28 protein-coding genes are annotated in these 20,206 nt (G+C 64.2%); 13 read left to right on the top strand and 15 right to left on the bottom strand.

The window, feature by feature from the left end:
• Positions 1-292 precede the first annotated feature (292 nt).
• The 3 genes from U1839_RS16250 to U1839_RS16240 are packed head-to-tail and all read right to left on the bottom strand — an operon-like array spanning position 293 to position 2,102.
• Positions 293-604, bottom strand: coding sequence for a hypothetical protein (locus tag U1839_RS16250; RefSeq protein WP_332804637.1), 312 nt, complete (start codon positions 602-604; stop codon positions 293-295).
• Positions 573-1,817, bottom strand: a complete 1,245-nt coding sequence (locus U1839_RS16245; protein WP_332804636.1) for a type II toxin-antitoxin system HipA family toxin — start codon at positions 1,815-1,817, stop codon at positions 573-575. Before U1839_RS16245 ends, U1839_RS16250 begins: the two co-directional genes overlap by 32 nt.
• Positions 1,818-1,820: 3 nt before the next feature.
• Positions 1,821-2,102, bottom strand: coding sequence for a helix-turn-helix domain-containing protein (locus U1839_RS16240; RefSeq protein ID WP_332804635.1), 282 nt, complete (start codon positions 2,100-2,102; stop codon positions 1,821-1,823).
• A gap of 324 nt (positions 2,103-2,426) precedes the next feature.
• On the opposite strand from U1839_RS16240, the gene U1839_RS16235 reads away from it, so the two are divergent.
• Positions 2,427-2,606, top strand: a complete 180-nt coding sequence (locus tag U1839_RS16235; RefSeq protein ID WP_332804634.1) for a hypothetical protein — start codon at positions 2,427-2,429, stop codon at positions 2,604-2,606.
• A 69-nt stretch (positions 2,607-2,675) separates the two neighbouring features.
• Here U1839_RS16235 and U1839_RS16230 read toward each other — a convergent pair whose 3' ends face one another.
• Positions 2,676-2,906, bottom strand: a complete 231-nt coding sequence (locus tag U1839_RS16230; RefSeq protein ID WP_281126521.1) for a DUF2188 domain-containing protein — start codon at positions 2,904-2,906, stop codon at positions 2,676-2,678.
• A gap of 191 nt (positions 2,907-3,097) precedes the next feature.
• On the opposite strand from U1839_RS16230, the gene U1839_RS16225 reads away from it, so the two are divergent.
• A complete protein-coding gene (locus tag U1839_RS16225; RefSeq protein ID WP_281126522.1) occupies positions 3,098-3,301 on the top strand; it encodes a hypothetical protein in 204 nt (67 codons plus the stop codon).
• A 166-nt stretch (positions 3,302-3,467) separates the two neighbouring features.
• Here the strand turns inward: U1839_RS16225 and U1839_RS16220 are convergent, their stop codons facing one another.
• From U1839_RS16220 to U1839_RS16205, 4 genes are all read right to left on the bottom strand, one after another.
• Entirely contained in the window at positions 3,468-3,707 is a 240-nt protein-coding gene (locus tag U1839_RS16220) for a YozE family protein (protein WP_332804633.1), read from the bottom strand.
• Positions 3,708-4,028: 321 nt separating this feature from the next.
• Positions 4,029-4,412 (bottom strand): response regulator transcription factor, encoded by a 384-nt coding sequence (locus tag U1839_RS16215; protein ID WP_332804632.1) that lies wholly within the window; start codon positions 4,410-4,412, stop codon positions 4,029-4,031.
• A gap of 156 nt (positions 4,413-4,568) precedes the next feature.
• On the bottom strand, positions 4,569-5,393 hold the full coding sequence (locus U1839_RS16210; protein ID WP_332804631.1) for a sensor histidine kinase: 825 nt from the start codon (positions 5,391-5,393) through the stop codon (positions 4,569-4,571).
• Positions 5,394-5,489: 96 nt separating this feature from the next.
• Complete coding sequence (locus U1839_RS16205) at positions 5,490-5,633, bottom strand: PAS domain-containing protein (protein WP_332804630.1); 144 nt, start codon at positions 5,631-5,633, stop codon at positions 5,490-5,492.
• Positions 5,634-6,004: 371 nt separating this feature from the next.
• On the opposite strand from U1839_RS16205, the gene U1839_RS16200 reads away from it, so the two are divergent.
• Positions 6,005-6,457, top strand: coding sequence for a hypothetical protein (locus U1839_RS16200; RefSeq protein WP_332804629.1), 453 nt, complete (start codon positions 6,005-6,007; stop codon positions 6,455-6,457).
• The gene (locus U1839_RS16195; RefSeq protein ID WP_332804628.1) at positions 6,454-7,131 is read left to right on the top strand and encodes a hypothetical protein; all 678 of its coding nucleotides are present in this window, start codon (positions 6,454-6,456) and stop codon (positions 7,129-7,131) included. Before U1839_RS16200 ends, U1839_RS16195 begins: the two co-directional genes overlap by 4 nt.
• Here the strand turns inward: U1839_RS16195 and U1839_RS16190 are convergent.
• A complete protein-coding gene (locus U1839_RS16190; protein WP_332804627.1) occupies positions 7,115-7,294 on the bottom strand; it encodes a hypothetical protein in 180 nt (59 codons plus the stop codon). The two genes, U1839_RS16195 and U1839_RS16190, sit on opposite strands and share 17 nt — an antisense overlap.
• A gap of 405 nt (positions 7,295-7,699) precedes the next feature.
• Between U1839_RS16190 and U1839_RS16185 the strand changes: the two genes are divergently transcribed.
• From U1839_RS16185 to U1839_RS16175, 3 genes are read left to right on the top strand one after another with little or no spacing between them, the layout of a single operon-like run.
• A complete protein-coding gene (locus tag U1839_RS16185; RefSeq protein ID WP_332804626.1) occupies positions 7,700-10,054 on the top strand; it encodes a heavy metal translocating P-type ATPase in 2,355 nt (784 codons plus the stop codon).
• The gene (gene cueR / locus U1839_RS16180; RefSeq protein WP_332804625.1) at positions 10,051-10,464 is read left to right on the top strand and encodes a Cu(I)-responsive transcriptional regulator; all 414 of its coding nucleotides are present in this window, start codon (positions 10,051-10,053) and stop codon (positions 10,462-10,464) included. The genes U1839_RS16185 and cueR overlap by 4 nt, the downstream gene beginning before the upstream one ends.
• Positions 10,434-11,930, top strand: a complete 1,497-nt coding sequence (locus U1839_RS16175; protein WP_332804624.1) for a multicopper oxidase family protein — start codon at positions 10,434-10,436, stop codon at positions 11,928-11,930. The genes cueR and U1839_RS16175 overlap by 31 nt, the downstream gene beginning before the upstream one ends.
• A 16-nt stretch (positions 11,931-11,946) precedes the next feature.
• Here the strand turns inward: U1839_RS16175 and U1839_RS16170 are convergent, their stop codons facing one another.
• From U1839_RS16170 to U1839_RS16145, 6 genes are all read right to left on the bottom strand, one after another.
• Positions 11,947-12,384, bottom strand: coding sequence for a DUF411 domain-containing protein (locus tag U1839_RS16170; protein WP_332804623.1), 438 nt, complete (start codon positions 12,382-12,384; stop codon positions 11,947-11,949).
• 75 nt (positions 12,385-12,459) lie between these two features.
• Complete coding sequence (locus U1839_RS16165; RefSeq protein ID WP_332804622.1) at positions 12,460-13,632, bottom strand: copper resistance protein B; 1,173 nt, start codon at positions 13,630-13,632, stop codon at positions 12,460-12,462.
• Entirely contained in the window at positions 13,629-15,482 is a 1,854-nt protein-coding gene (locus tag U1839_RS16160; RefSeq protein WP_332804621.1) for a copper resistance system multicopper oxidase, read from the bottom strand. Before U1839_RS16160 ends, U1839_RS16165 begins: the two co-directional genes overlap by 4 nt.
• Before the next feature lie 120 nt (positions 15,483-15,602).
• Positions 15,603-16,184 (bottom strand): RNA polymerase sigma factor, encoded by a 582-nt coding sequence (locus U1839_RS16155; RefSeq protein ID WP_281126576.1) that lies wholly within the window; start codon positions 16,182-16,184, stop codon positions 15,603-15,605.
• The gene (locus U1839_RS16150) at positions 16,181-16,621 is read right to left on the bottom strand and encodes a periplasmic heavy metal sensor (RefSeq protein WP_332804620.1); all 441 of its coding nucleotides are present in this window, start codon (positions 16,619-16,621) and stop codon (positions 16,181-16,183) included. The genes U1839_RS16155 and U1839_RS16150 overlap by 4 nt, the downstream gene beginning before the upstream one ends.
• Positions 16,618-16,896 carry a hypothetical protein gene (locus tag U1839_RS16145; RefSeq protein WP_281126578.1) on the bottom strand — a complete coding sequence of 93 codons (279 nt, stop codon included), beginning with the start codon at positions 16,894-16,896 and terminating at the stop codon, positions 16,618-16,620. The genes U1839_RS16150 and U1839_RS16145 overlap by 4 nt, the downstream gene beginning before the upstream one ends.
• 264 nt (positions 16,897-17,160) lie before the next feature.
• Here U1839_RS16145 and U1839_RS16140 point away from each other — a divergent pair, with 264 nt between their 5' ends.
• The 6 genes from U1839_RS16140 to U1839_RS16115 all read left to right on the top strand — a co-directional run bounded on the left by U1839_RS16140 (position 17,161) and on the right by U1839_RS16115 (position 20,184).
• On the top strand, positions 17,161-17,769 hold the full coding sequence (locus tag U1839_RS16140; RefSeq protein ID WP_332804619.1) for a c-type cytochrome: 609 nt from the start codon (positions 17,161-17,163) through the stop codon (positions 17,767-17,769).
• Between the two features lie 237 nt (positions 17,770-18,006).
• Positions 18,007-18,261, top strand: a complete 255-nt coding sequence (locus tag U1839_RS16135; protein WP_332804618.1) for a hypothetical protein — start codon at positions 18,007-18,009, stop codon at positions 18,259-18,261.
• Between the two features lie 202 nt (positions 18,262-18,463).
• A complete protein-coding gene (locus U1839_RS16130) occupies positions 18,464-18,865 on the top strand; it encodes a hypothetical protein (protein WP_332804617.1) in 402 nt (133 codons plus the stop codon).
• Positions 18,858-19,190, top strand: a complete 333-nt coding sequence (locus U1839_RS26810) for a DUF2933 domain-containing protein (protein WP_443030628.1) — start codon at positions 18,858-18,860, stop codon at positions 19,188-19,190. Before U1839_RS16130 ends, U1839_RS26810 begins: the two co-directional genes overlap by 8 nt.
• Positions 19,191-19,198: 8 nt before the next feature.
• Positions 19,199-19,861, top strand: coding sequence for a methyltransferase family protein (locus U1839_RS16120; protein ID WP_332804672.1), 663 nt, complete (start codon positions 19,199-19,201; stop codon positions 19,859-19,861).
• Positions 19,862-19,914: 53 nt separating this feature from the next.
• Positions 19,915-20,184, top strand: a complete 270-nt coding sequence (locus U1839_RS16115) for an oleate hydratase (RefSeq protein ID WP_503653550.1) — start codon at positions 19,915-19,917, stop codon at positions 20,182-20,184.
• The last annotated feature ends 22 nt before the right edge of the window (positions 20,185-20,206 follow it).

Here is a 20,206-nt window from a genome sequence, read left to right as displayed (position 1 = left end):
ATGGTGGCATTTCGCTTGCGATTCGGTCCCAAATGGAACGGCAACGCGTTCGGCGAATATCCATTGCCCGCATCGTACGGCTTCGCAGCGGAAGCGGCGGCATCTGCCAACAGTTTGACAGGGTGGCCCGCCCGGGGGGCAGGTCCGAGATCTGACGGCGCTACCCGGCTGTCGACGCGGCGACTCGCACTTCCGCACCTTCGGCACTGGCTCGTCGGCGAAGTGCTTCGGACCAGGATCGTCGCACCATCGTCGGCGATCAACGACGACATAACAGTAAAGCCCGGTGAGATCACCGAGGATGGCCGCAGCGTTTTCTACATGACGTCGCACCCAGATTGGAAACCGCCATCATTTGCCCCGCAATTCTCATCAAAATTGAGTCAGTCGACTGGCCCGTGGAGTGGTTGACGGTCGCTTCGGCGAGCCTGTCCGCGAGACCGGAGCGCGAGCCTTCCTGTCTGCCGCTTTTCCCGCATTGCGCGGCTGCATAGGCCCGGCAGGTGGTGTCGATCCGGCCGGATCGCAGCAAGCGGTACGGCGCGATGATTTGGGCCGCAGCCATCGAGAATTCAGGCCGCGACAGCCTTTCCGAGATCGACATGCTCGAACGCGCTTTCCATCCGCTCGATCTGCGCTGCCGTGAGGCCGTTGCACTTGGCCGCCTGCCGCCATCCGCTGACCGCGGCGCCGACCTCCGCCGCGATTTCCCTGGCCTTGTCGGGCTTGATGCCGAAAGCGCCCGCTACCGAAAGCGCCGTGTCCAGCGAGGATTCGTCATTGGTCTCGTCCAGCGTCAATGCGTGGATTCTTGGTTTGACGTCGGTCGGCATCGGGTTGAGATCATAGGCCGGCGAAAGGCACCATCCGTCCCGGTGCCGCAGATAGCCATGATTGCGTAGATGGTCGTCGGTGTTCGAGATCAGGATATTGAAGACCATTCGCCGCCATAGCTGCGCGGCATCCTGCTCCACCCGCGCGCCGTCCTGGCGCAGGATGTCGACAAGTTCGAGATAACTGCGCGTGTCGCCATCGGCAGCGCCGAGCGCGGTCAGTGCCGAGATGAAGGGTATTCGTCCGCCGTCAGCCGTGCGGTCGAAGCGGTGCATGATGAAGACCGGGCGCTTCAGGATCGTCTCCAGTCGGTGCGCGGGCACATCGATCCCGGCGCGTTCGGCAAGCTGCATGGCGGTCGCTTCCCAGCGCGGCACCGGCCAGTCGTCGGTGGGGCTGGGAAACTTCGCGATCATCAGGTCGCCATTGCCGCCACGAACAGACGCTTTCGGTCGCGCGCCGCCAAGCGATGCGCCGGGCGCCAGCAGCAGCTTTAGGTCGTCGTCGCTTTCCTTGTCGTTGATGACCCGGGTCGCGGCCGTCAGCAATCTGGAGAGCGACACCAGGGGCGGGATCGGCGTGTCGGATTGGGCAAGAAAGGCATCGGTCCCTGCTTCGCTGAAACGTAGTGCGCCGAGCCGGGTCTCGTCCTCGACCAGCAGGAGGAAATCGACGTCGAGGAGCGTGCGGGGCGCGCGATCTTCGGCGCGCGCCTGGCGCCGTTCGCGCCGCGACAGGAGATTGCGGCCCCAGCGATCGGGCGCAGGATCGGTAAACGCGTTGAACAGGCCGCCGGCGGTGTGGAACTGGCCGGAGCGGAGCGGAAGATTGGGATCGAGCGCGAACGCGCCGCGCCGGCCCAGCCATTCCCGGGCATATTCGAACGACGCGGTTTCGCGTTTGCCCTTGGAACGCGCCCAGAGCCGGCCGATCGGCAGGGTTTCGCCTTCCCAGTCCAGATGGACATCGATCTCGCGGTCCATGCCTCAGCGACTCCCCGCCTTGGGAATCCGCGCCCGGATCGGGAGCCGCTCGATCTCGAGTGACGTGCCGACCTCATCCGCCGCCGGGTCCGCAAGATCGCCCAGGCGCTCCGAAAGGCCGAGGACGAAAAGGATCGTCGCATAGATGCCGAGCGCCACGCCCGGATCACCACGCTCGACACGGGTGATGGTGTTGCGACCCACAAAGGCGCGCTCGGCAACGATGGCGATCGTCAGATTGCGCCGCTTTCGCGCCGTCGCGATATCGCTGCCCAGCTTCGTCAAGGCGCGTCTGACGGCAAGAGGAAGCGCGGTCTGCGCGCGAGATGTTTTCATTATTGCACCATTAAAGAGGCACTATTCCCGATAATGCACGGCTTATGATGCGAAACTGGATTCGGCAAGATGCGAAATTATAATACGCACCATAAATCGATCGTTACAGCAGTTAATGCATCAGTTATGGTGCATAGTGCCCGGGGGAGGGCGCTGTCGATCTTCGCGTCCGTGCCTGGCCGGGAGCCGATCAACCCGGCAGACATTGGCGACTCGGCACCCTGGATATGATAAGATTGAAGGGTTCTGAGTCGGGGCGGCGATGGAGATGTTATGCACAACGTCGATGACCGACCCTATTTCCAGCAACGGGCGCGGCGCGAGCGCGCGTTGGCCGGCTCCTGCAGCGACCGCGGGGTCGCGCTGACGCACACGAAGATGGCCGAGGAATATGAACGCCGTGCCGCCGGCCATATCGATACGATCAACGTGACCGCCGTTCGGGCTTCCTAGGCCAGCGGCCTTCACTCGTGCCGAAGAACGCGAGGTCATTATCCCGCTCGCGGTCCTGCGCCCAAAAGATCAGCTTGGCTGAGGATAGGGGTCGCGGCCATAAACCCACTCAGCGCTCCAGGCGCCATTGGTGCCTTCGATCAGTACTTCCGCCTCGTGCCCCCTCGAGCCGGAAGCGCGCGCGGCATCGATCGCAGCTGAAATGGCCGTCGACCGCGTGAGATAGGGATAATCCGCGCCGCTGTGCCGGACTATCCAACGGCCACCCTCGCTGACGATATAGTAGAGCGCGCGTCCCATATTCCTGTCCCTCCCAGGGACCAACAGAGCTTCGCCAGCGAGTCGCGACACATGGCTTATCACTGAGTGAAAGTCACTGTCGTACGCCTCCGGGCGGCCCATTTCGCCATGTGAGGATGAGCCATGCCGGGGTAAGGTCGGCGACAAGCGCGCGCCGGCAATCTGCCGGTCGAGTCGTCAGGAGAGTCGCCATGGATCTGGCCACCGAACTTGCCATCCGCGCGGTTGTGCGCGGCCTTTATCATCATGATGCGATCGATGTCGCCCAGGTCCGCGGCGTCACCGCCGCCCTCAAGGACGCAGCCGGCGCCGCGATGGATCAGCGCGATCCGGAAGCCGCCAAACAACTGGTCTCGCTATGCAAGGGCATCAAGCTGGACACGGCGATCATCTGAGACGTCGCTGCGGCCGGCCGGACCTGGCAGGGCATGAGCAAGCTCCCGTGGCGGATTTGCTGTTATGTTTCCTCGGATGCTGTGCCCCAATGTCCGAGGTTTTATAACAAATCCGGAGGAACGCGACGCCTCGGCCGCATTGGCGATCTGAAACGCGTTGAGCGCGCTATAAGCTCAACCAGGCACCTTCCGCATCTTCGAGCGCGACGTGCATTTCGCCCTCGGCCTGCAATTCGTTCAGCCGGCGCGAGATCGCTTCGAAATCGCCGTCTTTCGGAAACTTCGAATCTGCCTTGGCCGACCTTGCCAGAGCGCCGATCGCATCCTCACGGGCGACTTGGCCGATCAGCCAGCGCCCGAAGGGTTGCTCGGTCTTCAGGTAGCGATCGTCCGTGGCGCTGGTCATGGTCATCCTCCTTCGCCGGTTCGGCGTTCAGGGAACATTAGTAGAACGCCGGAGGCTGTTCGGAAAGGCCTGCCGGTCGCGCGTTGCGCACCGACGACAGCGAAACAGCCCATGGCCCGGAACGCCGCTCCGCTGTTTTCCTGTCTTTCAATGCCACGTTACGGGCGCTTCCGATCCTTGTTGCGCGGACGCGTTTCGCGCCTCTTCCAATCGCCCCCGACACCGGCTCGCATCATGCCGTGGCCAGGGGGAGGTTCTCGTGATCGGCAGCCAGACAGGATTCGACGGGTCGGCGGCCGCAGTGCAGCCGGCCCCTGATGTTTACCCGGGAGCGTTCGCCACGCCGGAATTCAGCATGTGCGAAACGGCGGTAATAATCTGGCCGATCGCAAAGGGTTTGCCGATGAGCAGGCTGTTGGGGACGCCGTTCGATGTCCATTCGTGTCCGCTCGCGCCCGACATATAGATGACCGGAAAATCGGCGACGAGTTCCCGCGCGCGCCGCGCAACGTCCCACCCCGTCAATTTGCCTGGGGCCAGATTTACATCGGTAATGACCGCGCGGAATGCTGCGCCGTCCTCCTCCAGAAGCGCAATCGCGTCTTCAGCATTGCAGGCGGTCGTGCCCGCGTAGCCGGCTTCTTCGAGACCTGAAATGACTTGCTCGGCGATCAACGCCTCGTCCTCGACCACCAGAATCAGCACATCGTTTGTCAAAATTGCCTGATGTCTCGATGTGCGGATGATCGTGGTGTCACGATCCCAGATTGATGTAGCCCCCGAACGCGCCTGCGCATGAAACTATCCATTTTCAGGAAAACAATGATCTACGAATGCGACCCCGATGCCGGGGCGCTCCGCTCAGGCGGCCTGGAGGAGCGGTGTCGCCGCGACAGCGTGCGCAACGATGATGGTAAATCCCGCTACGCCCGTCGTCATCGTCACCTGAGCGTTCAACTGCTTGGCGAGGGCCGCGACGATCGTCGTGCCAAGACCGCCATCCGATTTGGGAGGGCCGTCAGCCGCCTTGCCGACCCCGTTATCGCTAACGGTGAGGGTCCAATCGTCATGGTCGATCGCATATCGAACATCGATCGCCGCTTCGAGCTTCCGGTCGGGAAAAGCATATTTTAGCGCATTGATGACGAGTTCGGTGACGATCAGTCCCAGACTGACAGCCGTGGCTGACAGCACCATGCCGGTATCGGAGGTCACCGTGAGCGCGACCGGCTGATTGTCACCGACCATCGACGCACCGAGGCCGGCACAGAGTTTTTCGAAATAGTTGGAGACCTCGATCTGGTCGATGCCGTCGGTCATGTCGAGATGCTGCTGGACGGCGGCGACCGACATCACGCGCTGATGCGCATCCAGCAGATGAAAACGCGTTTCGTCGGACGACACGGCGCGCGCCTTGAGCAACAGGATGCTGGCGATGATCTGGAGGCTGTTGGCGACACGATGCTTCATTTCCTGCAGCAGCACCTGGTTCTGCCGCAGCAGTTCGTCGGATCGCTTGAGCAGCGCTTCCTTCTCGTGCTCGATCGCGCGGCGCTCGGTTACGTCGCGAAACGCGAGCAGGATCGCCATTGTGTCGCTCTCGTCGTACAGGACCTTGCGCGCGTTGAGCAGCATGATGCGGTGGCCGATCGCGGGAAAATCATGATCGACCTCGAACCCGTCCATTGCGACGCGCTCGGGAAGGATCGTTTCGAGTAACAGGCGTAGTGCGGGAATGTCCCATTGCCCGTGCCCCAGCGCATAGAGCAGACAGCCCTGGGTCTAGTCAGGCTCGACTTTGAAGATCTCGTAGAAGGATCGGCTCGCCTCGAGCACGCGCAGATCGGCATCGAGCACCAGAAACGGTTCGGGGATCGTGTTGACGATCGCCTGCGCGAGCCGGTTTGCCTCTTCGAGGTTCCGCACCGGAAGAGTGGTTGGTACTTCCGCTCAATCGTTCGCGAAAGAATGGAGATCGTTAGACGTCATCGGGAGCCCCGCATTTACAGGCGAGGGCGCGATCCTCCCACGGTCACGGGACGCCTGCATCTGCGGTCGGGTGATGCCAATGGTCTATCACGGTGACGACCATATGGCGAATTGTTCGCTGACGCGTGGACAGGCTTCGTGACTCTGCATGCTTGTCAGCGCGGATGGGAAGGCGTCACGCCGTTTTCCTGTCTTTGCACCCCACGCTACGATCGCTGCGATTCCTTGTTGCCTGGCGACCTTTACGCCTCCCTTAATCGCCCCCGACGCCAGCGCGCATCACGCCGCAGGCCCTTGGGGAGACTCTCATGACCGCCCGCCTTTCAGGTAATTCGAAGCCCGACGGCCGCCATTGGCGCCGACTCATAGCTTTCGGTGTGATCGCAGGAATCGCTACCGCTCCCGCCCCCGTCCTCGCCAACAATTATGGGGAGAGCCTCGCCTGGCAGTTCGAAACATCCGCCGATCGCGCCAACCAGGCGGCCGTGCTCGACATGATCGAGAAGCGGCGCGGCGGCTATTATGCGGCGCCGATCTACAACACCAATATCGCGCGGCAGTATAATTGCTCGATCGCGGCGACTGCCACGGGCAACAGCGGCGCGCAGACTGCGCTGGCGAATTCTCCGACCGTCACCGGCGCGACCTCGACCGCGACCGGCAACGACAGCGCAACGACCGTCGGCGACGGCCATGGCGCTGCCACGGTCGACGGTGCGCAGACCAACAGCGGCGCGGTCTCGTCGGGCGTCGCCGATTGACCCGGCGTCACCTTCTCGGCAGCGCAGGTGCCGCGCTCGTCACCATGCTCGCCGTCATGCCGGCGCAGGCGCAGGTCGCTGGCACCCAGGTCGCGAGTCCCCGGCTCGTCGTGACCGATCAGCTCAACCGCACCGCCCCGGTCATTTCGAACGCTGGTGGCGCAGTGGTTCAAACCGTCCTGTCCGCGCCCGTTCAGGACTCCGCGACGACAGTCTCCGGCAACACCATCAGCGCGTCGGCGCGCGGCAACCAGACGTCGGACAGTCTCGCGCCCGACCTGCCGGGGGCCATTTCTGCAGTCGGCCCCACCAGCCTCTCCGCCGGCAACGCTGGCGTGGTCGCGAGTAGCGAGAGCCTCATCGCCAGCAGCCAGCGCAATCTTGGATCCGACGTCCAGGCGCTGATGATCGATGCGCCGCGCATCTCTCTCGACAGCAGCGACGTGACGAGCAGCCGGCTGGGCGTCTCGGACAATATCCTGGAGGCGATCGGGGTCGGCAATGATCTCGGCAACAGCCTGACGCTGTCCGACCCCGGCAGCGCCGACGGCGGCATCGTGGCGCTCCAGAAGGTCGATGCGGCATCGCTGATCGCAGGGCGATCCTATGGGACGACCGCTTTGACCGCAGGGACGGTCAGCGCGAGCGACCTGTCACTTAGTTGTGGAGCCTGATCGCGGGCACCGCATCGACCCCGAAATCGATGTGATGGACCAGCGCGAAATAGCGGATGCCCATCGCATCGCAACACGCGGAGAGCAGGTCGAACAGTTCGTCCTCGCTTGAAGCTGCGCGGGCATTGTCGACGAACGCATCAGCGAACGCCAGTCTTGGCATAACGACCCGAACCGAGCGCAAGGGCGTTCCCACCGCTTGATTTGGGACTCGTCCTTTCCTGGGCTTCCAGCAAAGCCGCTTCTCACGACGACCGCCTGAGCATGTTTTCTCCCGGATGCGCCTTTCTCGCGATAGTCATGCATTGTCAGACAGTTGAACGGCCAATTCCGAAGAAGATTATCGCCGTTTTGGACGATTTTCCCTGCCGTCATAGCCAGCGGCTCTTTCCCCGCGTGATGTCAAACGCACGTTTCTTGTACGCAGCGTCTTGCCGTCATCGGGCGCTTCGAGAGCGTCATTCAAAAACATCTGCTCCGATAGGTAATTGACCGTAATGCGGGCCAGACCCCTTGACCCTAACACAGTGTCAAACCCCACATCGCCCGACATGCCAGGAGGATTCCGATGAAAGACGCAGCGCATGCCGCAAAAGAACATCATCACCACGGACAGGCACCGTCGGACGCGACACAGGCAATAGACCCGGTGTGCGGCATGACGGTTGATTCGGAAAGCGCGGCGCATCATGCGTCGCACGATGGCGCGACCTATTATTTCTGCAGCGCGGGCTGTCTCGGCAAGTTCGTCGCCGATCCGGACCGATATCTTGCGCCTGCGACGGCCAGCGCTCCCGAGGCCGCGCCCGGGACGATCTGGACCTGCCCCATGCATCCGGAAATCCGGCAGGACCATCCGGGCGCCTGCCCGATCTGCGGCATGGCGCTCGAGCCCGCGACGGTGACAGCGGACACGGGGCCGAGTCCAGAACTCGCCGACATGGCCCGCCGCTTCTGGATCGCGCTGGTCCTGTCGCTGCCCGTGTTCGTTCTCGAGATGGGCGGCCATGTGTTTCCCGCGCTCCATCATCTGGTGTCGATGCGGGTGTCGGTCTGGATCCAGCTCATCCTCGCCACGCCCGTCGTCCTCTGGGCCGGATCGCCATTCTTCCAGCGCGGCTGGGCCTCGCTTAGGACACGCAACCTCAACATGTTCACGTTGATCGCGATGGGGACGGGCGTGGCCTGGGTCTATAGCGTGGTAGCGGCCCTCGCTCCCGGCATATTCCCCGCTGCCTTCCGGTCACCTGATGGAACCGTCGCGATCTATTTCGAGGCGGCGGCTGTGATCACCGTTCTCGTTCTGCTCGGCCAGGTACTCGAGCTGCGCGCCCGCGAGCAAACGTCGGGCGCCATCAAGGCGCTGCTCAACCTCGCGCCCAAGACCGCCCGGCGCGTCGGTGCGGACGGAAATGACGAGGAAGTCGCGCTCGACAAGATCGTCGTCGGTGATCGTCTGCGTGTCCGGCCCGGCGAGAAGGTGCCTGTCGACAGCATTGTCGAGGACGGCCGCTCGTCGCTCGACGAGTCGATGGTGACCGGCGAATCGATGCCGACCACAAAGGCAGTCGGCGACAAGGTTATCGGCGGCACGATCAACCAGACCGGCGCCCTGGTAATTCGCGCCGACAAGGTCGGTCGCGACACCATGCTGGCGCGCATCGTCCAGATGGTCGCCGAAGCCCAGCGTTCGCGGGCGCCGATCCAGCGCATGGCGGATCATGTGGCGGGCTGGTTCGTCCCCGTGGTCCTCGCCGTCGCGCTCATTGCCTTTGCCGCCTGGGGCATCTGGGGACCGGCGCCGCGCTTCGCGAATGGCCTTGTCGCTGCCGTGGCGGTCCTGATCATCGCTTGTCCGTGCGCGCTGGGTCTCGCCACGCCAATGTCGATCATGGTTGGGGTCGGTCGGGGTGCGGGGTTGGGCGTGCTCATCAAGAATGCCGAAGCGCTGGAGCGCATGGAGAAGGTAGACACGCTTGTCGTCGACAAGACCGGAACGCTCACCGCAGGCCGGCCATCGGTCACGAAGATCGTTGCGGGCGAAGGCTTTGGCGAGGACGAGATCCTGCGTCTCGCCGCCGGCGTCGAACGCGCATCGGAACACCCGCTGGCGCGTGCGATCGTCGAAGCGGCAGGCGACCGGAACATCGCGGTCCCCGAGGTGGCCGACTTCGACGCGCCGACCGGCAAGGGCGCGCTCGGGACAGTCGAAGGCAGGCGGATCGTGCTCGGCAACGCCGCATTCCTCGACGAGCATGGTATCGATGTAGCGCCGCTCGCCGCCAGGGCCGACGAACTGAGACGCGATGGCGCCACCGCGATCTTCGCGGGTGTCGACGACCGGGTCGCCGGGGTTCTGGCGATCGCCGACCCGATCAAGAAGACCACCGGGGAGGCGCTTGTCGCGCTGCGTGCCGAAGGCATCCGGGTCGTCATGCTGACCGGCGACAACCGGACGACGGCCGAGGCCGTAGCGCGCCAGCTCGGCATCGACGAGGTCGAGTCAGAAGTGTTGCCTGACCAGAAGAGCGCGGTAATCGACCGGCTCAAGCGCGAAGGCCGCATCGTCGCGATGGCGGGTGACGGCGTCAACGACGCTCCCGCGCTGGCCGCCGCCGAGGTCGGGATCGCGATGGGCTCGGGCACCGATGTCGCGATCGAGAGCGCCGGCATCACCCTGCTCAAAGGAGATCTCATGGGAATCGTGCGCGCGCGCAAACTCTCACAGGCGACGATGTCCAACATCCGCCAGAATCTGGTCTTCGCGTTCGTCTACAACGCGGCCGGCATTCCGGTCGCGGCCGGGTTGCTCTATCCGGTGTTCGGCATCCTGCTTTCGCCGATGATCGCGGCGGCGGCGATGGCGCTCTCCTCGGTCAGCGTCGTGACCAACGCACTCCGGCTCAAGCGGGTGAGCCTGTGAACATCGGGCACGCCTCGAAAGCCAGCGGCGTCTCGCAGCGCATGATCCGGCATTACGAGAAGATCGGCCTGGTGCCCGCGGCACCGCGCCGCGATAGCGGGTATCGCGACTATTCGGACGCCGACGTCCACCGCCTTCGCTTCGTCGCGAACGCCCGCGATCTGGGCTTTCCGATCGAGGAAATCGGCGAACTGCTGTCGCTCTGGAGCGATCGCGACCGTTCCAGCGCCGAGGTCAAGGCACTCGCCCAGGCGCGGGCCGAAGAACTCGGGAACAAGGCACGCAAGCTCGAGGTCATGCGGGCGGCGCTGCTCGATCTCGCCGGTCGATGCCATGGCGACGATCGGCCGGGATGCCCGATCATCGATCGGCTCGCTGAATGCTCATCCGGTCCGAAGCGGCCATGCTGACCCGGCGGACATTGCTGGCTGGCGGCGGCCTGCTCCTTGCAGCGGCATGTTCGCGTGGACCCGGATCGACGGCGCGCGCGCCGGGGGACGCCGTGCAGCTGGCGATTCCCCGCCTGATCGATGCGCGCAAGCAAGGCCAGATGATCAGCCTGAAGGCGCAGGCAGGCGAGACCGCCTTTTTTCCCGGCCGGCCAAGCGCCACCCTGGGCTATAACGGCACCTATCTGGGCCCGACTCTGCGGGTTCACCGCGGCGATGATGTGCGGGTGGCCGTCAGCAACGGCCTGTCGGCCGATACGACGGTGCACTGGCACGGGCTGCTGGTGCCGGGTGAGCTTGACGGTAGCCCGCATCAGGTGATCGCGCCCGGCGCGACATGGCGTCCGACGCTGCCGATCCGTCAGCCGGCCGCGACCCTGTTCTATCATTCCCACGTTCATGGCCTGACGGCGGAACAGGTCTATTCAGGCCTGGCAGGTATGCTGCTCGTCACCGACGAGGAAGAGCAGGGCCTCGGTCTGCCTTCCGACTATGGCGTCGACGATCTGCCGGTGCTGATCCAGGACAGGCAATTCGAGAATGGTCGTCTGGTGATGCCGACCGGCATGATGGTTGCGATGCAAGGCCGGCGGGGCGACACGATCATGGTCAACGGCGCGCCAAATCCGCGAGCTGCCGTTCCCAACCGCCTGGTTCGGCTACGACTCGTCAATGGGTCGAACGCCCGCATCTATGAGCTTTCGTTCAGCGATGACCGCAGCTTCTACTGGATCGGCACCGAGGGCGGCCTTCTCGAGCGGTCGGTGGAATTGCAGGCCCTAACCCTGGCGCCGGGTCAGCGGGCGGAGATTCTGGTGAGTTTCGTGGATGGCAAACCCGTCTCACTCGTCACCGGTCCGGATGCCAACGCGTCGGCGATGGGAGGCATGGGAATGATGGGGGGTGGCAGTTCCGGCGGCGCCGACAGTGCGGCAAGCTCGACAATATTGTGGTTCGAACCTCGCCCGATGACCAAAGCGGGCGCCGCAGCCTCTGCGCCGACCCTTCTGGTCACACGCACGCCACCCGATTCCGCAAGGGCCGTCCGTCGCCGCCGTCTGGTTCTCAACATGGCGATGGGCGGCATGATGGGGGGCGAAGCGGGGCTCACGATCAACGACAAGCCGTTCGATCCGGATCGCATCGACGAGAGGGTCCGCCTCGGCGATGTCGAGATCTGGGAGGTCTCGGGTGAAACGATGAATCACCCGTTTCATATCCACGGCGTACATTTCGACGTGCTGCGCCGTAACGGCGGCAACCCCGACGTCCTCGATCAGGGCCCGCGCGATACCATCCTGGTGAAGGAGCCGGTCGAACTGCTGATCCGGTTCGACCAGCCTGCTGCGAGCGCGCCGTTCATGTATCATTGCCACATCCTCGAACATGAGGATGGCGGCATGATGGGGCAGTTCGCCGTGACGTGATCGACCCGGGGCAGGATCAGCCGTGATGAGTGAACACGCGGCGTCCGCCGGGCCCGAACGCGATGACGTCATAGCCCTGCGCCCGCATCCCGGCGACTTCCATGCCGGGCGATCCCATCGGCATGCCGGGCACGGCGAGCCCGGTTATGCCCTTCGGCCGGGTCGCAAGCAGCCTTTTCATGTCCGCAGCCGGCACATGTCCCTCGAACACCATGCCATCGATTATGGCTGTGTGGCAGGATCGCAGGTCTTTCGGCACGCCAAGGCGATCATCGAACGCGGCCCGGGCGGGATCGTCGACGATCGTAACGGGAAGACCGAGCCCGGCCTTCACGAGCGCAGCCCACTTCCCGCAACACCCGCAGGCCGGATCGCGGTGCACGATAATGTCCGACGCCAGCGCGGCGGTCGAGGTCAACAGCGCCAGGGTGGCGGCCAGGGTCTTGATCGTCATCGCGTTGCTCCGTCTTCATCATGGTCGGGAAAGCTGCCCGGGCTCATGGCCGAGCGCGTTGCGCGCCCAAAAGCTTCAGAACCAGAACCGGACCCCGGCGATGAAGCTGGTCGTCGTCGGATTCCTGCCGTCGGCGCGAGCATAGTCGGCAGTGCGCCCGGTCTTCGCGTCGTAGGAGATACCGACATAGGGTGCGAACTCGCGTGCAATCTCGTAGCGCAGCCTGAGGCCGAGCTCGGCATTGCTCAGCCCGGCGCCGATGCGCGTCTCGGGCACGTCCTGCGCTGCGAGATTCAGTTCCACACGTGGCTGCAGGATCAGCCGCTGGGTGATGCGCTGGTCGTACCAGCCCGCCAGGCGACCGAGCACATCGCCCTTTTCCGACAGGAACAGGGCGGCCTCGGTTTCGAACATATAGGGCGCGAGCCCCTCCACGCCGACCGTCGCATAGCTACGAGTGGGCGAGGGCTGGAAATCATGGCGGACGCCGGCCTGCAGGTTGAAATATGGCCCGATCGCACGGCTGTAGAGCGCCTGGACCTCGGCTGAATCGACACCTTCACGAAACGTGCCTTCACCCTCGGTCTTCACCGTCAGACGGTTGATATCGCCGCCGAACCATGCCTGTCCGTCCCAGCGATAGCCGTCCTTGCCTTCATGGAACTGGTATTCGGCGAGGTTGAAGAAGACCTGATGAAAATTCTGTCGGCCGCTCTCCTTCATCATGGAGGTGCGCGCCGCATTCATCTCGCGCTGCGGAAAGGCGCGATCCGCATAGTGATCGGCCGGCGGCGCCGGGGCAGGCGCGTTTCCTGCCGGCAGCGCGGTTCCCGACGTCGTCATGCCCGGCATGCCGGGCATTTCCGGGGCACCGGCCTGCGCGGGCGACATCGGCATTCCCGGCATCGGCTGCGGCGGCACCGGCGCATCGCCGGGCATTACCATGCCCTTCATTCCGTCCATGCCGGACACTGGCTCGCCACTGGGTCCGGTCGCCGCGGGCGTCGCAGCGCCATTGCTCTTCTGCGCCGGGGCGCGCGCAACGGGCTTCGGCTTGCCTGGCGCGCGGGCCGTCGACGTCGCCGCCGCCGGCTTCTTTCTGGCGGCCTTTGGCACGACCGGCTTCTTGGCGGGGGGTGCCGGCATCGTCATGCCGGGCATCTTCATGCCTTTCATGTCCTGCGCCGATGCCGGCGCGGACAGGAGGGCGATCGGAAACGTCGCGACGGCGACCATGAGCCGCTTCATGCCGCTTCTCCCCGCGGGCGCACGGTCACGATGCGCATCATCCCGGCCATCATGTGATAGAGCAGATGGCAGTGGAACGCCCAGTCGCCGACCGCGTCCGCGGTGAGGTCGAACGTCACCTTGCTGCCGGGCTGGACGATCACCGTGTGCTTCCTCGGTGCATGGTCGCCATGACCCGTCACAAGCTCGAAAAAGTGACCGTGAAGATGAATCGGGTGCCCCATCATCGTGTCGTTGATCAGGTTCACGCGGACCCGTTCGTTCTGGACAAACGGGAACGGCTCCATCGTGTCGGACATCTTCACGCCGTCCAGCGCCCACATGAAGCGCTCCATGTTGCCGGTGAGATGGATGTCGAGCGAGCGCTCGGGCGCACGTATGTCGGGATTGGGCTCAAGTGCCATCAGGTCACGATATACGAGCACGCGGTGGCCGACATTCTCGAGCCCCTGGCCGGGCTCGCCGGTACGATCCATCGGTGACATCGAGATGGTCTGAACACCGGGATTGCGGTCGACCTTTGGCGCGTTCGAGAAGTCGCGCATGTTCATGCCGCTCATGTCCATGCCCTGCATCTCGCCGGCCGCCGGAGCAGTCCCCGGCATCGAAGCGCTATGCTGGCTCGCCATGCCCGGCATCGCGGCCATGTCGCTGTCCGTCCTGACATGATCCATAGCGGCCATTGCGCCGTCGCTGCCGGCAGCCATGCCCGCTTTGCCGTCCGCGCCCTGCGCTCCGCCCATGCCCATGTCCGTCATGGTGGCGAGGGGGCGCTTGCGCAGGGGCGGAATCTCGGCGGCCATGCCCGCGCGCGGGGCGAGGGTGGCGCGCGCCAGGCCCGAGCGATCGATGCTCTCGCCGACCAGCGTGTAGGCGCGATCGTCTGTGGGGCTCACGATGACGTCATATGTCTCGGCCACGCCGATCTGGAACTCGTCGACCGCGACCGGACGGACATTCTGCCCGTCGCCCTGCACGACCGTCAGCGTCAATCCGGGAATGCGGACATTGAACGTGGTCATCGACGATGCGTTGATGATCCTGAGGCGCACGCGCTCGCCCGGCGTGAACAGGGCCGTCCAATTGTCCTCCGGCCCGTGGCCGTTGACCAGGAAGGTATAGGTGGAACCGTTGACGTCGGAGACATCGGTGGGGTCCATCCGCATCCTGCCCCACGTGATCCGGTCCTTGAGCGGCTGATCCCTTCCCGCCAGCAACCCGGAGAGCGTCTGCTTCTGATAGTTGAAGTAACCCGGCATCTGCTTGAGCTTCGCGTAGATCGCCTCCGGGGACATCTGGCTGTGGTCGGACAGCACGATCACATGCTCACGGTCGGACTGGATGGGGTCGGCGCCGGCCGGATCGATGATGAGCGGACCGTACAGGCCCAGCTGCTCCTGCCCGCCCGAGTGGCTGTGATACCAGTAGGTGCCGGCCTGCCTGATCGGGAATTCGTAGAGATAGGTCGAGCGCGGCTTGATCCCGGGAAAGGAAACCCCCGGCACCCCGTCGAACTGCGGCGGTACGAGCAGCCCATGCCAGTGGATCGAGCTGTCCTCATCGAGCTCGTTGACGACGCGAAGGCGGACATTCTGCCCCTGCCGGAGCCTGATCAACGGTGCCGGCACAGTCCCGTTCACGCCGATCGCTCGGCTTGGCCGGCCGTCGATCATCATCGTCTGGCGTGCAATCCGCAACGTGATGTCCTCGCCGGATACGCTTGGCAGCGGGGCTGTCATCCCTGCCGAAAGGCTTTGCGCCCATGCCGGCATCCACGCGGCGAGCGCGATGCCGGTTCCGGCAAGGGAAGCCCCGCGTAGAAGCTGACGGCGGTCGATACGATCGTTCATTGCTGCTCCGATGCCGCCTGATTGCCGGCCTTCCCCGTCTCTACGCGCGGCCTTCAGCTATCCCTCGTCGTCCCGACCTTTTTCCGGGGCAACGCGCGCAACGATCGACCAACGCCCCGCCTATGATCCTGGTTCGACCATCCCAAGGGTCATCCTGAGCCGTTCACGCGCGCGCCGCAGTCTCGTCTCTACCGCCTTTTCGGTGATGCCGAGTGCGAGTGCGGTTTCTGACTGGCTGAGACCTTCGATCGTTCGCAGCACGATCGGTTCGCGGATTGCCGCCGGGAGTCTCGAGATGGCGCGCATCGTCCGCACCAGTTCCTCGCGGTCGGCGGCCTCGACATCCTGGCCCGGCCGATCGTCCGGCACGGACGCGACGGGATCGTCGGCGCCAGCGAACGGCCGCAATATCCTGCGGACCCGGCGTCGGCGAAGACTATCCCGACACCGATTGAGGGTGATTCTGGCGAGCCAAGGTCGCATGGTGCGGGCGGTGTCGAAGCGTCGAAGCGCCCGGTGCGCGGCGATGAAGGTCTCCTGTACCGCGTCCAGCGCGTCTTCGCGATCGCCCAGACTTGCGAGCGCGACGCGATACAGCGCGTCGCGGTGGCGCCGGACGATCTCCGCGAAAGCGCCGTCTCGACCGGCGAGGCTGAGTGTGGCGAGCTCGCCGTCGGCGAGGGTGGCAAGATCGAGGCTCACCGCCCTTCGTCGGTCAGCGCCTTCGTCACCGCCCGGTCGAACGTCGCCGCCTGGTCCGGCCTCAGCAGTTGCCGCATCGAGAATACATGGGCGAGCGTCTCCTTCTGGAGCCGCCCCATCACCTCGTGCGACCGGTCGACCGCCGCCGCGACCTTCGGACCATAGCCGTGTTCGGTCTCGATCGCCTCGGCCAGCATTGCGTTGTCGGCACGCAGTTCGAGTTCGATCGCCTTCCGGCGAACGGCAAACCGGCGTTCCAGAGCGTCAAGCCGCACCTTCTGTCCCTCGTCCAGGTCAAGCCGGTTGTGCAGCACATGGTGAAGCTCAGTATCCGGCATAGGGCGATGCGCGACCAATTCTCCGCCGACGACGACACCCAGGATCGCCGCGAGGAACGCGGCACCGACGATGCCAAGTACCCGAATCCGAGTCGTCACCGGCCGCCTTCCAGGAGCGTCGAAGGAGCCAGCGCCGCCGAACTGCCGAACGCGGAAAGCGATGCACCGGGCGAGGGCGCGGAAAGCGCCGAAGAAAAGATGAGGCCCATGACGAGTGCTCCGACCGCCGCGCCCGCTCCGATCCTCGCGCCGGCGCGGGCCTCGACCGCTTCGATGCTCAGCCGCGACAGGACGAGACCGTCCATATTCGCCAGTCGTCCCGGCGTCGGCACTGTCGCCAACCCCGCGAGCATCCGATCGAGTTCGTCATTCATGGTCCGTCTCCGCCCCTTCTTCATGGAATACGTCTCAGTCGCAGCTACCCCTCGCAACTCGATAGTGCGAGCCCCCCGCCGGTGTGCCGTTGCGGTGACGGTTTCGGGCGACGACGTCCAGCCTCGGACCGAGCCCGTTTCGACCCGTTGCCTTCGCTGGCGGTGACCGCTCGACAATAACGAGGGATGCGCCGGCATGGCGCGTATTATGGACACGCACCTCGGGTTCACTGATCCGCCGCGGTCACAAGGGAGACGTCCGGAATGGCCACGTTCAAGACCTTCAACGTCAGTCGACACCTGCCCAGCTTATCGTTCGTCGCACTCGCTGTGGTTGTCATCACGGCGTTTGCGGCTGTGGTGATCTATGTGGGTGTCTATAATGTCGGCGCGGACGCCCCGCACAGCAAGGCGGTCTATTGGCTGATCGATGGGGTTCGAGACCGCTCGATTGCCGTCCGTGCGCGCGATATCAAACCGCCGGCCGATCTGAATAGCCCGAGCCGGATCGCCGTCGGCGCAGGTCTTTACGCCGAGATGTGCAGCGGCTGCCATCTGGCGCCGGGCATGGAAAAGACCGAGATCAGCCAGGGGCTGTATCCGCAGGCCCCGGAGCTCAGTCACGGGCTTGCTCACTCGCCTGCCCAGCAATTCTGGATGATCAAGCACGGGGTCAAATTGACCGCGATGCCGGCGTGGGGGCGCACCCATGACGATCAGCTAATCTGGGATATGGTCGCTTTTATCGGGAAACTCCCGTCCCTGACTCCGGCGCAGTACAAGGCAATCGTCGCGTCTGCTCCGGCCGATCATGATGAAATCATGAAAGATATGCCGGGCATGATGAAAGGGCGAAGGGGCCCCGCCGGATGAGGTCGCTCCAGAATTGCAGGCGGGCGCTGTGGAGAGGACTCGCGGATCAGGACGCGAGCGCCGAACCTGCCGGGGTCGATCCGTTCGGATCGGAGGAAGCGTCGACGGGATCCGGCGCCAGAATTGGCAGGCTCCGGTTCCCGGCAGTAAATGGTGGCCAGGACGAAGATTAGGCGAAATACGTATGGTATAGATCATCGACGCGTCTCAGACTAATCCCTGATAAAGAAAGCAAACATGAGCGTAACAGGCAAGCTAAGCATCGTTCGGTGCGCCGCAACCGGTGCCGCCGTTCTTTTTGCAATCTTTGTTTTGTGCTGGATCGCTGCGGCTTTGTTCGGCCCGATGGCGTCTCACATGTATATGACGATGTTCACGCCCGCTTTACCGGGGTCGTTTATCGCGCTTGCGGCAGGACTGTGCTGGTCGATTATCTTCGGGGCGGTCGTCGGAGCGCTGTTCGCGATCTTCTACAACTTGTTCGGCCGTTGATGGCGTCCCTGGGCCTCCGGCTGCCGCTGCGCCCCCGCCAGCGAGGTGCTCGCGACGGTAGCGTAATGTTCGCAAAAGTGACGCGTCAGTTCTTCCACGGCGCGATGATGCCGGGCTGTACGGTCGACGCCGATCCCGACGCACCGGGGCACGTCGCAAACAGGCAAAGTCTTACCTGTTCATCAGATCAACGGAGACCGAGATGAAATCGATTATCCTCGCCGCAGCTCTTGCCGCTGCGGTTGCTGTGCCTGCCATTGCGCAGACGACGACCGACCACACCGCTCACCATCCAGCTGCGGCTTCTCCGGCGGCCCAGCTGCCCGCCAAGCCTGATAACCCGGACGACGCGATGAAATGCCCGATGATGAAGGAAGGCGGTGCCGGCGCCACGCCGGGTGGCGCGATGCCCCAGGGCGGAATGATGCCTAGGGGCGGAATGATGCCGCAGGACAAGCCGATGCCGCAGGGTGGCGTGATGCCGCAGGGCGGGATGATGGAAAAGGGCATGATGGCGAAATGCCAGATGATGCAGCCCCCGCCTCCGCCCGCCGGCCCGGCGGTTCCGCCAGCCACCCCCGCGCCGGATGCAGGACATGACTAGCATCATCCGAGCGGGCAGTAATGTCAGCAAGGCCTTGATGCCTGGAGGGAGCGTGACGATGGTTGAGGACTATCCGGAGCATCCGCGACAGGGGCGCTTCCTGACGTCACGGGCAGGCGTCGTGATGATGGGATTTCTGGCGATCGGCTTCGTGCTGCTGTTCACCGAACACCGCGCGCATGTGCTCGGCGCGCTTCCTTGGCTGTTCCTGCTGTCCTGTCCGCTGATGCACCTCTTCATGCATCACGGGCACGGGCATCATCCTCAAGGGGCGGCGGCACAGCCTGGGGCTGATCACGCTTCCGTCGAGGAGCAAAGCCAGTGAACGACCACATGCAGGCCTACGGGCTATGGGGCCTGGTAGTCGTCAACGCGGGCGTCTTCATCCTGTTCGCCTACAGCTTCTTCAAGCCGCGAACCACGCGGGATTGGCGCAGTTTCAGCGCCTTCAGCGCGTTTCTGGTTGCGCTGTTCGTCGAAATGTACGGCTTCCCGCTGACCATCTATATCCTGTCCGGCTGGTTGCAGAGCCGCTATCCTAATATCGACTGGTTCTCCCATGATGCCGGCCACCTGCTCGAAATGATGTTCGGCTGGCGGACCAATCCCCATGCCGGCCCCTTCCATATCGCGAGCTTCTTCCTCATCGGCGGCGGCTTCGTGCTGATCTCGACCGGCTGGAAGGCGCTCTACGACGCCCAGAAGCGCCACCAGCTCTCAACGACCGGCATCTATTCCTATGTGCGGCACCCGCAATATGTCGGGTTTATCCTGGTGATGTTCGGATTTCTGCTGCAGTGGCCGACCATCCTCACGCTCGCGATGTTTCCGGTGCTTGTCTTCATGTATCTGCGGCTGGCTAGGACCGAGGAGCGTGAGGCGATCACCGAATTTGGTGATGTGTATCGCCGCTATATGGAAACCGTACCGCCGTTCGTGCCTCGCCTCGCGCGCCTGGTCGGCGTGACGCCCGCCGCAGGCGCAGATCAGCGGTGAGCCCAGGGTGCAGCACCAGGAGATCTTGACGGCGACGGAGCCGGAGCCAGTTCCTGTCGCGCGTCAGCGGCGGTCTCCCGCCGGTCGTGCCCAACCGGGCGACCAATCTGGCATTCCCTGGTCATTATTGTGGGCTTCCCGAAGACGACGTCTTCACGGTCGAATATTCGGTCCGGTCCGCTCAGGTTGCAGTCTATGAATTGCTCGAACTGCGCCGAACCACGTCCGCAGTGTCCAGGGGCCAGTTCAGACCGCGAGTGCTCTACAGGGCGTTCAGAGCTCCGCATGATGTGGACGCCGCGCCGGACGCCGCGACAGTATGAAGTCGGCGGCATCGAGCCGGGC

Origin of the sequence: Parasphingomonas halimpatiens (assembly GCF_036663795.1) — a bacterium.
Lineage (GTDB): Bacteria > Pseudomonadota > Alphaproteobacteria > Sphingomonadales > Sphingomonadaceae > Sphingomonas.
The sequence above is the reverse complement of the archived record's forward strand: the minus strand, read 5'-3'. Positions and strand labels throughout refer to the sequence as shown.

Bases quoted from the DNA above. Each gene is read 5' to 3' on its own strand.
- U1839_RS16250 (WP_332804637.1), bottom strand. From the start codon at position 604: ATGTCGATCTCGGAAAGGCTGTCGCGGCCTGAATTCTCGATGGCTGCG.
- U1839_RS16245 (WP_332804636.1), bottom strand. From the start codon at position 1,817: ATGGACCGCGAGATCGATGTCCATCTGGACTGGGAAGGCGAAACCCTG.
- U1839_RS16235 (WP_332804634.1), top strand. From the start codon at position 2,427: ATGCACAACGTCGATGACCGACCCTATTTCCAGCAACGGGCGCGGCGC.
- U1839_RS16230 (WP_281126521.1), bottom strand. From the start codon at position 2,906: ATGGGACGCGCGCTCTACTATATCGTCAGCGAGGGTGGCCGTTGGATA.
- U1839_RS16225 (WP_281126522.1), top strand. From the start codon at position 3,098: ATGGATCTGGCCACCGAACTTGCCATCCGCGCGGTTGTGCGCGGCCTT.
- U1839_RS16220 (WP_332804633.1), bottom strand. From the start codon at position 3,707: ATGACCAGCGCCACGGACGATCGCTACCTGAAGACCGAGCAACCCTTC.
- U1839_RS16210 (WP_332804631.1), bottom strand. From the start codon at position 5,393: ATGGACGGGTTCGAGGTCGATCATGATTTTCCCGCGATCGGCCACCGC.
- U1839_RS16200 (WP_332804629.1), top strand. From the start codon at position 6,005: ATGACCGCCCGCCTTTCAGGTAATTCGAAGCCCGACGGCCGCCATTGG.
- U1839_RS16190 (WP_332804627.1), bottom strand. From the start codon at position 7,294: ATGCCAAGACTGGCGTTCGCTGATGCGTTCGTCGACAATGCCCGCGCA.
- U1839_RS16185 (WP_332804626.1), top strand. From the start codon at position 7,700: ATGAAAGACGCAGCGCATGCCGCAAAAGAACATCATCACCACGGACAG.
- U1839_RS16175 (WP_332804624.1), top strand. From the start codon at position 10,434: ATGCTCATCCGGTCCGAAGCGGCCATGCTGACCCGGCGGACATTGCTG.
- U1839_RS16170 (WP_332804623.1), bottom strand. From the start codon at position 12,384: ATGACGATCAAGACCCTGGCCGCCACCCTGGCGCTGTTGACCTCGACC.
- U1839_RS16165 (WP_332804622.1), bottom strand. From the start codon at position 13,632: ATGAAGCGGCTCATGGTCGCCGTCGCGACGTTTCCGATCGCCCTCCTG.
- U1839_RS16160 (WP_332804621.1), bottom strand. From the start codon at position 15,482: ATGAACGATCGTATCGACCGCCGTCAGCTTCTACGCGGGGCTTCCCTT.
- U1839_RS16145 (WP_281126578.1), bottom strand. From the start codon at position 16,896: ATGAATGACGAACTCGATCGGATGCTCGCGGGGTTGGCGACAGTGCCG.
- U1839_RS16140 (WP_332804619.1), top strand. From the start codon at position 17,161: ATGGCCACGTTCAAGACCTTCAACGTCAGTCGACACCTGCCCAGCTTA.
- U1839_RS16135 (WP_332804618.1), top strand. From the start codon at position 18,007: ATGAGCGTAACAGGCAAGCTAAGCATCGTTCGGTGCGCCGCAACCGGT.
- U1839_RS16130 (WP_332804617.1), top strand. From the start codon at position 18,464: ATGAAATCGATTATCCTCGCCGCAGCTCTTGCCGCTGCGGTTGCTGTG.
- U1839_RS26810 (WP_443030628.1), top strand. From the start codon at position 18,858: ATGACTAGCATCATCCGAGCGGGCAGTAATGTCAGCAAGGCCTTGATG.
- U1839_RS16120 (WP_332804672.1), top strand. From the start codon at position 19,199: ATGCAGGCCTACGGGCTATGGGGCCTGGTAGTCGTCAACGCGGGCGTC.